The following is an 11,249-nucleotide window of genomic DNA, read 5'->3' as shown; positions in this document are numbered from 1 at the left end:
GCGACGGAACGCACAATTGACGACGATGAAACGCTGGATTGCAACTGCCCTCGTTTCCCTCGCCGCGCTTTTTCCATCGACCGCGATGGCGGCTCAAGAAGCCGAGGGGCACGGCTCCTGGCTTGGCCTTTTGTTCTTCGTGATAAATTTTCTGCTCTTCGCTTTCGTTGTGGTCTATTTTGGGGGACCGCCGCTGCGCAGGTTTTTCTCCGATCGCGCCTCCAGTATCCATTCCAATCTCGCGAAGTCTGCGAAGGCGTTTGAGGAGGCCGAGACCCTGGCGCGGGCCGCGTCGGAGCGCATCGCCGCGCTGGAAGGTGAGGTGGCGCGGCTCAAGCGGGAGCTGGAAGAGGAGACCGCATTCCAGTTGAACCGAATCTCCGAGCTGGCACGGAGCAACTCAGAGCGAATCCGCCGCGACACCGAAGTCACCGCGGCGGCGCTGGTCGACAACGCGCAGCGGCGCGTGCGCGAGAATCTGGCGTCGGCCGCGGCGCAACTCGCGCGCGAGCTGATTGCCCGCCATTTCCAGGCCGCCGACCAAAGCCGGCTCCTCGAAGGCTTCATGAACCGGCTCGGACTTGAGGCGCAGCGATGAGAGCTACCCGAGTCGCCAAACGCTACGCGCGCGCTCTGATCGAACTGGCGGAGAAGGGGCAGGTAGAGAGTTGGGGCAGCGAACTCGAGCGCCTGGCCGCGATCGTGGATTCGCCCGAACTTGAAGCGCGCCTCGCTTCGCCGGAGCTAAGCAACACCGCGCGCCAGGAGGCGATGGCAAAAATCGCCGAGCGCCTGAATTTGAGCTTCCCGCTCCGATCGCTGGCGGTGGTGATCGCACGTCATGGCCGAATCGCCGAGGTCAGTGCCATCGCCGATGCATACCGCGAACTGGTTGATGAAATGCTCGGGCGGGAGCGCGCGACGCTGACCTTCGCCGTGGAGCCATCGGACGAGGAACAGGCGCGGGTCCTGGCCGGCTTAGAAGCCATAGCCAAAAAGAAGATCATCCCGACCATCAAGGTCGACAAGGAATTGCTGGGCGGCGTGGTTGCCGAACTCGCCGGCAAGACATACGACGGCAGCCTCGCAGGGCGGCTTCAGGAAGCGCAGCTGAAACTTGCGGGCCAAGCCTGAGCAGGAATTTATGGCGGACATTCGACCATCGGAAATCAGCGAGATACTCAAGAACGAAATCAAGGGCTTCGAAGGCTCGATCGCGGTCCGCGAGACCGGCCGCGTGCTGTCCTGCGGCGACGGCATCGCCCGCATCTACGGGCTGCAGAATGCGGCGTCGAGCGAGTTGCTTGAGTTCCCTCACCAGGTCTACGGGATGGTGCTGAACCTCGAAGAGGACAACGTCGCCGCTGCCTTGTTCGGCGACCCGCAGGCCATCAGCGAGGGCGACGAGGTCAAGCGCACGGGGCGCATCGTGGAAGTGCCGGTTGGCGACGCGATGCTGGGCAGGGTGGTTAACTCGCTGGGTCAGCCGATCGACGACAAGGGTCCCATAAAATCGTCGGAATCCCGCCGGATCGAGCTGAAGGCGCCCGGAATCATCCGGCGACAGAGCGTCAAACAGCCGCTGCAAACCGGCATCAAGGCCATCGACGCCACCTGCGCGATCGGGCGTGGGCAGCGCGAGTTGATTATCGGCGACAAGCAGACCGGCAAGACTCAGATCACCCTCGATACCATCATCAATCAGAAGGGCCAGGGCGTGCAGTGCATCTACGTCGCGATTGGCCAGAAGCGTTCCACGGTGGCGCAGCTGGTTGAGAAGCTCAACCGCCACGGCGCGATGGAATATACGCTGGTGGTGGCCGCAACCGCCTCGGAGGCGGCGCCGCTCCAGTACATCGCGCCCTACACCGGATGCACCATCGGCGAGCATTTTCGCGACAACGGTAAGGACGCGCTCATCATCTACGACGATCTGAGCAAGCATGCGACCGCGTACCGGCAGCTGGCGCTGCTGCTGCGCCGCCCGCCTGGTCGCGAGGCGTATCCGGGCGATGTCTTCTACCTGCACTCGCGGCTGCTGGAGCGCGCGGCGAAGATGAGCGAAGAGGCGGGCTCGGGTTCGCTGACCGCGCTGCCGATTATCGAAACCCAGGCCGGCGATATTTCCGCGTACATTCCGACCAACGTCATTTCGATCACCGACGGGCAGATCTTTCTGGACCTCGACTTATTCAACTCCAACGTCCGTCCCGCGATAAATGTCGGCCTGTCGGTTTCGCGCGTCGGATTCACCGCCGCGATCAAGGCGATGAAACAGGCCGGCGCCACGATGAAGCTGGACCTCGCGCAATATCGCGAGATGGCTGCGTTTGCACAGTTCGGCTCGGAACTGGACGCCTCGAGCCAGCGCCTGCTGAACCGTGGCGCGCGCCTCACGGAAGTACTCAAGCAGGATCAGTACGAACCGGTTTCCACCGCGAAAGAGGTCCTGATCGTGTTTACCGGGAACGAAGGCTTTCTCGACAAGCTCGAAATTGCGCAGGTCCGCCCGTTCGAAAAAGGACTGTACGGGTATTTCGATGCGCGCCATGCTGACCTGCTGAACGAGATCATCACCAAGCGCGAGCTGGGCGATGATCTCCGCAAGAAGCTGCGCGCGGCGATCGGAGACTTCCTGAAGCAATTCGAGGCAGAACACCTCAAGGGGGCGATGCCCGCCTAGCCGGATGGCCGATGGCCACGCTCAAGGCAATCCGACGCCGGATCGCTTCGGTTCAATCGACCGAGCAGATCACGCGCGCGATGAAGCTGGTCGCGGCGGCGCGTCTGCGCCGCGCGCAGGAGGCGCTGATTGCCGCGCGGCCGTACAGCGAGGCCCTGGCGCGGGTGGCAGATTCGCTCCTCAACGCCGAAGGGGTGGACATTGCACCGGCCGAAGATGCAAAGAAGTCTGCGCTGGTTGTCGTGATTGCGGCCGACCGGGGTCTGTGCGGCGGTTATAACACCAACGTAATCCGTGAGGGCGAGCAGGTGCGCCGCAATCTCGAACGCGATGGCCTCGAGGTTCGCTACTACGCCGTCGGCAAGAAAGCGGTAGATCACTACAAACGCACCAACGCGCCCATCGCGCTGGAGAGCACCAACAACTTGCCGCGGTTGGCGACTGTAGAACTGGCTCGCTTGATTGCCGGACGCATGCTCGCGGATTTCCAATCCGGGGCCATTTCCGAAGCGTCGATTGTTTACACTCGGTTTCACTCCGCACTGACCCAGAAACCCGTGTACGAGCGATTGCTACCGGTGACGCCGCCCGAGAGAGGCACGGCGGATGAAGCGCCCGCGGCGGTCGACTATCTGATCGAACCGAGCCCTCAAGAGTTGGTTCCGGTGGTGGTGAAGAGCTACCTGGAAGCCGCGGTATTTCATGGGTTGCTGGAAGCCGAAGCGTCGGAGTACGGCGCGAAGATGACGGCGATGGACAATGCGACCAACAACGCAATTGAGATGATCAACACATTGACGCTCGAGATGAACCGCGCGCGGCAGTCGCAGATCACCAGAGAACTGATGGACATCGTCGGCGGCGCTGAGGCGCTGCGCGGCTAGACTCACGATTCAAGATCACACGGGAAGACGGCTGGATATGAGCGACACACAGCAAGGGAACATCAGCCAGGTACTGGGCAACGTCGTCGACGTGCAATTTTCCGACGGTTCGCTGCCTTCGATTCTAACCGCGCTGCGGGTCACCAATCCCGCCATCAGTGACAAGTCCGGCAACCTGGTGCTGGAGGTCGAACAGCACCTGGGCGAAAACACCGTACGCTGCATCGCGATGGACACCACCGACGGGCTGGTGCGAGGTATGCCGGTCGATAACACCGGGGCGCCGATTTCGGTGCCGGTCGGTCCCGGGACGCTCGGTCGCTTGATGAACGTGACCGGCGAGTCGATCGACGAGGCGGGGCCCATCGAGGGTGTGAAGTTGATGCCCATTCATCGCGATGCGCCGGCCTTCGATGAGCAGGGCACCGAAGTCGAGATCCTCGAAACCGGGATCAAGGTGATCGACCTCATTTGCCCGTATTCACGCGGGGGCAAAATCGGATTGTTCGGCGGCGCCGGCGTGGGCAAAACGGTGTGCATCCAGGAACTCATCAACAACGTCGCCAAACAGCACGGGGGCGTGTCGGTGTTTGCGGGAGTCGGCGAGCGCTCGCGCGAAGGCAACGACCTCTACCACGAACTGCACGAATCGGGCGTGCTCTCCAAGACCGCGCTAGTTTACGGACAGATGAACGAATCGCCCGGGGCCCGCGCGCGGGTTGCGCTTTCCGGAGTCACGGTTGCGGAATACTTCCGTGACGAGGAAGGCAAGGACGTGCTGTTTTTCATCGACAATATCTTCCGCTTCGTGCAGGCGAATTCGGAAGTGTCGGCGCTGCTCGGACGCATGCCGAGCGCGGTCGGCTATCAACCGACCCTGGGCACCGATATCGGCGAGTTGGAGGAGCGCATTACCACCACCAAGAAGGGCTCCATCACGTCGGTGCAGGCCGTCTACGTGCCCGCCGACGACTACACCGATCCAGCGCCAGCAACCACCTTCACCCATCTGGATGCGGTTACGGCGCTCGATCGCAAGATCTTCGAGAAGGCGATTTTCCCGGCGGTCGATCCGCTCGCCTCGACCTCGCGAATTCTCGATCCGCAGGTCGTCGGCGACGAACACTACACGGTGGCGCGCCGCGTCCAGGCCATCCTGCAGCGCTACAAGGACCTGCAGGACATCATCGCGATCTTAGGGATGGAGGAACTCTCGGCGGAGGACAAGCTGGTAGTGGCGCGCGCGCGACGGGTCGAGCGCTTTCTGTCGCAGGCGATGTTCGTGGCGGAACCGTTTACTAACTTGCCGGGCAAGTACGTGCCCCGCCAGGAAACGGTGCGCGGCTTCAAGGAAATTCTCGACGGCAACTGCGACGATCTACCCGAGCAGGCGTTTTTGCTGGTGGGCACGATTGACGATGCGCGCGAAAAAGCCGAACGGCTAGCACGCGAAGGCTGATCCGGGCGGGAGCGCTGTACTTGGCAGAGAATTTTCCACTGAAGGTGGTCACGCCGACCGGAGTCGTCTTTGAGGGACGCGCCCGACAGGTGACCGCGACCGGCCCGCTTGGCGAATTCGGCGTGCTTGCCGATCACATCAACTTCATCACTTCGCTCACGCCCGGGCTGCTGAAGATCGAGAAAGACGATGGCACCGTCGAAACCTGGGTGATCTCCGGAGGGCTCACCGAGGTAAAGGACGGTGCCATGACGGTGCTTGCCAGCGGCGCACAGACGCCCGCTTCGATCAATCGGGCGCAGGCCCAGGACGAAGAACGCGCGGCGAATCAGCAGATGGCAACCATCAGCTTCTACGACGCGGGCTACCCCGCGGCAGAGGAAGCGCTCCTGCTGGCGCGCGCTCGCATCCAGGCTTCCAGCGCCCCCTCCGCTCGATAACCCCGCGCGACGCTCCGGCCCCAAACGGTTTCTTATGCCGCTGATCTGAGTTGGTCGGCTTGAAGTTGTTCAGCCCCCAAGATTACCTCTTGGTTCTCGAGCTGCTTCCGGCCTTAAATTAGCTTGGGATGGAAGTGCGGACCCATCGCGCGCTGCTTGGACTGTTTGCTCTCCTGCTGCTCGGCACGCTCTGGTCTTGTGCGACCGCGACCAATGATGAAGGGACCGTTCGTGACACGGAAGCAAAGCTCGAGGATGCTGGGTTTACGAAGGTTTTGGTCGACACACCCTCGGAAGACCTGGAGCAGCTTCCAACCTTCAAATTGAACCAGTACCAGACCGCTTCGGGCGTGGTCTTCTGGTACTACGACCCCGACTACTGCCAGTGTCTCTTTGAGGGAAACCAGGCCGAAGCGGATCGCTACGAGCTTGCGCTTCAGCACCAAAACGATCTCGCGCAATACCAACAGAATGAGACCGAAGAGAGCATCGGACAACAAGGCCTCATGGCGAGCGCGTTCAATGGCGCGGTACCCTCGCCATTTTTTTGGGGCGGGTGGAGTGCGTGGTACGGGTACGGAATGGGCTACTACGGCGCAAGTGGGGGATTTCAGGGCGGCGGGATCAAAAGCCCCAAACCAGGGGGCGGCACAGGTAAGGGCGTTGGTTCCGGTGGCGTCCGTGGTCATGGCGGGGGCGGAGGGCATGGCTTTGGTGGAGGCGGAGGATTTGGTCATGGCATGGGCGGCCATTTTGGCGGCGGCCATCACTAGTGCTCGGATTGCAAAACGCAAGTCGTTGGCTGGTTTGAGATTCGTTAAGTCGCATAGATTTGTATGCACGTCGAATTGTTTGGTGCGACTCGGAGGAGGAAGGCTTGTTCCCAAGAATACTATTCGTCCTGCTGCTTGCCGCCGGGCTTGAAGTGGTAGGTGACGCGCTCGTTCGGATGGGACTTGAGGGACCCAAGTACTGGATGGCCGCCGGTGCAATCACGCTGTTTGCGTATGGGGTACTCGTCAACACGAGTGGCGTCGATTTCAATCGACTGATGGGAATTTATATCGCACTGTTCTTCCTGGTCTCGCAGATCATCTCGTGGGCGCTCTTCGGGCAGGTTCCCGACGACCGGATATTGCTGGGCGGGGGTATGATCGTTAGCGGTGGCCTGGTCATCATGTTGATGGCGTAGCGGAACCTGCAGAATGGTGTCGAGCTACCCTGGACCGGGAAACGCTGGCTCGAAAGACCATGCCGTGACGATGGTCGTTGCGCGGTTCGTTCTACTCTTTTGAAAAGCCGCTCAACGCTTAAGTTCCCAACAACCTTCCGCCGCACGCCATCGGGAAGTTGCGGCGCAATCTGCAGCCTGCACCTGCCGCCCTGAAGATCAACCTCTCAAGGCCACTAAGAGGGGAACTCGCAGGCGGCGCGAATATTGCTCCGGTAGATGCTCGGAGGATCACATGGCCATCTCAGCGGTTTCCGATTGCAAACACGAACCCGGCGTGTTCGTGCCGGTGATAGACCGATCGCGCTGCGAAGGGAAAGAGGATTGCGTGGAGGTCTGCCCCTACAGCGTCTTCGAGATGCGCCAGCTAAGCGACCGGGATAAGCACGCGGTGCCGCTGGGTGCGCGACTCAAGGCCTGGGTCCACGGAAACCGCCAGGCGTTCGCTGTCGACGCGCAAAATTGCCACGCCTGCGGCCTGTGCGTCTCTGCCTGTCCCGAGCGGGCGATTAAGCTGTTGCGACCCTCGTCGAGCCTTTGACATGGGGTCATCAGCTACAACTCTTGCATCGGGCGCCGCCCAACCTCGGTAGTCAACCGGTTGCGCATGCCGCGAGCCGCGGATACAACGTCGCGATCGGCTACTTGCGCGGCTTTCTTGTCATCCTCGTGCTCGCCCATCATTCCGCCGTCGCCTATTTCTGGGGCGTGCCAACCTCGCGGGCGCCGCTGCTCAAAACCCGATGCTGTGGCGAGCGTTCCCAATCGTGGACCCGCATTCGCATTCGGCGCTTCTCACCCTTTTCGTCAGCTTCAATGACACCTTTTTCATGGCGCTGATGTTCTTCGTGTCGGGATTGTTCGTGTGGTCGAGTCTGATACGCAAGGGAAACGCGTCCTTCCTCCGCGATCGTTTCAAGCGATTGGGCATCCCATTCCTGTTCGCCGCGGCGATCGTCGCGCCGTTGGCTTACTACCCGTCCTACCTGATGGCTGGAGGGCGCGGAGTCGCGGACTACGTTCACGACTGGCTTTCGTTCGGCGACTGGCCGACCGGGCCGGCGTGGTTCATCTGGCTTCTGCTTGCTTTCGATCTGGTGATCGGCGCAATCTTCGCGGTTGCTCCGGGATTTGCCGCCGCGCTGAGCAGATTGGCGGAAAACGCGCGTGAGCATCCGGTGCGTTTTTTTGCGATGTTCGTTGCGGCTTCGATGGCGGCCTACGTGCCAATGGTTGCAGTGTTCGGACCACTTGCATGGACCAGCATCGGACCGTTTCAGTTTCAAACCGCGCGTCTGGTCCACTACGCGGTTTATTTCTTGGCGGGAATCGGCGTCGGCGCCTACGGAATCGACTGCGGATTACTCGCGCCCGACGGAAAGCTGGCGCGGCATTGGGGACGATGGACGTTAGCGATGCTGGTGATCTGTGTGGCGAGCATTGCATTTTCGCTGCTGGCGATGTCGGGACGCAGCGCGCTGTCGCCCGCGGTCGCCAACGCCATTGGCGGGTTCGTCTTTGCGCTCACCTGCGGCGCAATTTCATTCGCGTTACTGGCGCTGTTCGTTCGCTTTATCACTCGCCGCAACCCGATTTTCGACAGCCTGAGCGCCAACGAATACGGGATGTACCTAACCCATTATATGTTCGTGTCGTGGCTGCAGATGGCGCTTCTCGCCATTGCGCTCGGACCAATCACCAAAGACCGTCGCGGTGTTTTCCGGAGTGCTGCTTCTGAGCTGGGGAACCAGCGCCGGGCTCCGCCGCGTGCCCGCGATCGGTCGAATCGTCTAAGTCCAATCCACGCGCGCCGCAACCCCGCAAGCTGAAAAACCGGCTGCGCCGCCCATGGTCATCCGCCGCCGATTCGCGGTGTCGCGTGTACCCTACCGATCGTGTCTCAGGAAAATCGGACACTCACGGCGCTACTGGTTTGCAACTGCCGACCAAATAACTAATTGAAGCTAACCACTCCGTGAAGCTTTTGTGCGCCTGGACTTCCAGGCGCGATGCGTGCCTGGCGGTGTCAGCGCGTAATGCCGCGACCGAGAGCTCGGCAGCCGCAATCTCGCAGGCGTGGCCGATGAACCACTGCTCGAGCCGCGCCGCGCAAGCCTCCGGATGAAACTGAAAACCCACTGCGTTAGCACCCCACACGTACGCCTGATTGCGGCAAAACCCGGTCGAGGCCAGCAAGATAGCGTCCTGCGGCAGATCGAAGGTGTCTCCGTGCCAATGAAGTACCGCAACGCCGTCTTGCCCCAGATGGCGAAACGCGGAGTCGCGTCCGGCGCCACTTAACGTAACCGGTCCCCAGCCAATTTCTTTGCCGCCTGATGGATAGACGCGCGCCCCGAGAGCGCGCGCCATGAGCTGAGCGCCAAGGCAAATCCCCAGGGTCGGGCGTTGCGCCGCGAGACGCTTTTCGAGCAGCTTAAGCTCGTCTTTCAGAGTCGGGTAAAGATGGTCTTCATACGCGCCGATCGGCCCGCCCAACACAATGAGGAGATCGGACTCGACGGGATTCAGAGCGGCGAGATCCTCGACGCAGACGTCCACATATCGAACCTGATAGCCGGCCCCTTCAAGGATAGGAGCAAGGGTGCCAAGGTCTTCGAAATGCAAGTGGCGAATCGCGATCGCACTTTTCATGGTTCATCCAGTTGGAAGTTCGGGATACCCGGTTCATGGTTGCGAAGCCTGGGTCCCAGCGGCGGCTACCAGGAGCACGACCGCGTCCCGCTTTCCCGCAGCCGCGAGGCGATGGGGAGTGCGTGCATCGAAATGCGCCGCATCCCCGGGCTGGAGCGAATGCTGTTCGTGCTCGAAAATCAGGTTCAGTCCGCCCGAGATAACATACAGCCACTCTTCGCCCTCGTGACGGTAAAACTTTTGGTTGTGGCGATTGGCGGGAATCCGCATCTCCATAGCCTGCAGGCCGGTCAGGGCTCCGCCGCCGGAAACCGTGCGATAGGCTAGTCCGTTGCTAATCCTCGCCCCTGAGCTTTCCGACCGGATGATCCTGCACGGGGGCATTGCCTGACCGTCACCTTCCAACAGGGTGCGCAGCGGGATTTCGTAAACGTGTGCGAGGGTGATCAATGCTGCGAGCGAAGGTTGGCGGACTCCGCTTTCCAGGCGCGACAGATACGGCTCCGATAGTTTGCTCTCTTTGCTGAGCCTCTCCAGCGTCCATCCGCGTTGAGTGCGCAGCACCTTGAGCTGCGCTCCCAGCGAAGTGAGAACCCGCCCGAGAGGTTTTGTGATCCCGGCCGCCATGCGCAGTGAACTAACATCAGGCATGCCTGTCGGGCAACCCAACTTTTCCTGCGCCCCCTCGGCCCCAGGGCTCCTATCCGATCCCTTCGACTGTCACCGCGTCGCCCGCGCGGATCACTCCGCCGCGCTCGACCGACGCATAAATCCCAACGTTTGCGCCGTTCCCCTTGACCGCCGTCTTGAGAATTCCCACATCCCTGGGCAGGTCCCCCTGCGCCAGCGTCGTCATCACACAGCGGCCGGTGGCGCAGGTGACCTTGAGGCGCACCTGGCTTCCTATAGCTAGCGTGCGCCCGACCCACTCGTTTTCAATGAAGCCCTGGTCCGCCGCTGCGGGAGCTACGATCAGGTTGGGCCGAAAGCGCCGCGCTTCGAATCTTCCACTGGGGTAGATGGATTGCAGTCGTTCCAGGGTCGAGATGGTCAGGATATGGACCACCGCACCGTCGAAGAAGCTGTTGGGTGGCATCGCTTCCTCGGTGACGGTCTCACGATGCGCCAGGTTCTCCACATCGGGCCAATACTCCTCTAGTTTCGGATTGGCCGGCGGTTGCGACTTAAGCGCGACACTTGAGCCGACCGCGCGCGACAAGAGGCTGTCGAGATCTGGATGCGAACTTGTCACCGAAACGCCGTCGGGCAAGGTTATTCGTACTGGCGCCAGTCCCTCGTACATGTCCGGGGCTTCGACAAACGCGGCGCGAAACCTGAACATACCTGGCCATTTTCGGGGGTTCTTCGCGCTGACTACTTTGCCGGTTGTCTGGTCCACCAACGCGTAAGCGCGATCGCCAAGCAAACCTCGCGGGGTGACGACGCTGGAATTGATCTCCTCACCCAGCATCGATTTCACGGGGTAGCGCCACAGCGTTGCCACCGCACCAGCCACTTCTTGCGTATGCATGTGGTTCTCCTCGATCGGTCCCGTCTAGGCCGTCGCCTTCTTCGGTGCGTCAACCGCCGCCGGTGTCTTGTGCAGCGCGAGACTGATCGGTGCGGAACCGTGTTCGGCGTGGATGCGGTCCTTGAGGGTGTTGATGAAATCGCGATTGCTGCGCAGAACCATGAACCATCCGAGACCCAGCGCCAGATAGCCCAGGAAAATGTAGGGAAAGATGTTTACCGGCCAGGACGGAACCGGGTAGACACTGCCCACCGCCGGAACCAGCAGCAGCACCACCGAGGCGATCGAAAGACCAAGCGCGCCTGGTGAGAGTTCGTGCCGCTTGCTCAGGTACGCGGGCGCGGCAATCGAGATCAGAAAGTACGCCCC

General features: G+C 61.4%; 14 protein-coding genes. 10 read left to right on the top strand and 4 right to left on the bottom strand.

Annotated elements, in window-relative coordinates; translation table 11 throughout:
* The 10 genes from VGI36_08850 to VGI36_08805 form a co-directional block, all read left to right on the top strand.
* Nucleotides 1–598: ATP synthase F0 subunit B (locus VGI36_08850; GenBank protein HEY2485245.1), on the top strand; the 598-nt coding region annotated here is incomplete at its 5' end.
* Entirely contained in the window at nt 595–1,134 is a 540-nt protein-coding gene (atpH, locus tag VGI36_08845) for an ATP synthase F1 subunit delta (protein HEY2485244.1), read from the top strand. The genes VGI36_08850 and atpH, both read left to right, overlap by 4 nt.
* Before the next feature lie 10 nt (nt 1,135–1,144).
* Complete coding sequence (atpA, locus tag VGI36_08840; GenBank protein ID HEY2485243.1) at nt 1,145–2,683, top strand: F0F1 ATP synthase subunit alpha; 1,539 nt, start codon at nt 1,145–1,147, stop codon at nt 2,681–2,683.
* 11 nt (nt 2,684–2,694) lie between these two features.
* Nucleotides 2,695–3,567, top strand: coding sequence for an ATP synthase F1 subunit gamma (atpG, locus tag VGI36_08835; GenBank protein HEY2485242.1), 873 nt, complete (start codon nt 2,695–2,697; stop codon nt 3,565–3,567).
* Between the two features lie 37 nt (nt 3,568–3,604).
* The gene (gene atpD / locus VGI36_08830) at nt 3,605–5,026 is read left to right on the top strand and encodes a F0F1 ATP synthase subunit beta (protein HEY2485241.1); all 1,422 of its coding nucleotides are present in this window, start codon (nt 3,605–3,607) and stop codon (nt 5,024–5,026) included.
* Between the two features lie 20 nt (nt 5,027–5,046).
* On the top strand, nt 5,047–5,466 hold the full coding sequence (gene atpC / locus VGI36_08825; GenBank protein HEY2485240.1) for an ATP synthase F1 subunit epsilon: 420 nt from the start codon (nt 5,047–5,049) through the stop codon (nt 5,464–5,466).
* Nucleotides 5,467–5,594: 128 nt separating this feature from the next.
* Entirely contained in the window at nt 5,595–6,239 is a 645-nt protein-coding gene (locus tag VGI36_08820; GenBank protein HEY2485239.1) for a hypothetical protein, read from the top strand.
* Between the two features lie 104 nt (nt 6,240–6,343).
* Complete coding sequence (locus VGI36_08815; GenBank protein ID HEY2485238.1) at nt 6,344–6,658, top strand: hypothetical protein; 315 nt, start codon at nt 6,344–6,346, stop codon at nt 6,656–6,658.
* A gap of 274 nt (nt 6,659–6,932) precedes the next feature.
* Nucleotides 6,933–7,238, top strand: coding sequence for a ferredoxin family protein (locus VGI36_08810; GenBank protein ID HEY2485237.1), 306 nt, complete (start codon nt 6,933–6,935; stop codon nt 7,236–7,238).
* Between the two features lie 226 nt (nt 7,239–7,464).
* Nucleotides 7,465–8,526: an acyltransferase gene (locus VGI36_08805; GenBank protein HEY2485236.1), complete on the top strand. Its 1,062-nt coding sequence runs from the start codon at nt 7,465–7,467 to the stop codon at nt 8,524–8,526.
* 88 nt (nt 8,527–8,614) lie between these two features.
* Here the strand turns inward: VGI36_08805 and VGI36_08800 are convergent, their stop codons facing one another.
* The 4 genes from VGI36_08800 to VGI36_08785 all read right to left on the bottom strand — a co-directional run.
* The gene (locus VGI36_08800) at nt 8,615–9,349 is read right to left on the bottom strand and encodes a glutamine amidotransferase (GenBank protein HEY2485235.1); all 735 of its coding nucleotides are present in this window, start codon (nt 9,347–9,349) and stop codon (nt 8,615–8,617) included.
* A 33-nt stretch (nt 9,350–9,382) separates the two neighbouring features.
* Entirely contained in the window at nt 9,383–10,000 is a 618-nt protein-coding gene (locus VGI36_08795) for an XRE family transcriptional regulator (protein HEY2485234.1), read from the bottom strand.
* Nucleotides 10,001–10,049: 49 nt separating this feature from the next.
* Nucleotides 10,050–10,880, bottom strand: a complete 831-nt coding sequence (locus VGI36_08790) for an MOSC N-terminal beta barrel domain-containing protein (protein ID HEY2485233.1) — start codon at nt 10,878–10,880, stop codon at nt 10,050–10,052.
* Nucleotides 10,881–10,904: 24 nt separating this feature from the next.
* A partial coding sequence (locus VGI36_08785) for a hypothetical protein (protein HEY2485232.1) occupies nt 10,905–11,249 on the bottom strand: 345 nt, incomplete at its 5' end.

The organism is Candidatus Binataceae bacterium (assembly GCA_036495685.1).
In the GTDB taxonomy this organism is placed as follows: Bacteria; Desulfobacterota; Binatia; order Binatales; family Binataceae; genus JAFAHS01.
Note: the sequence above shows the minus strand (reverse complement) of the source record. Positions and strands in the feature narration are given on the sequence as shown.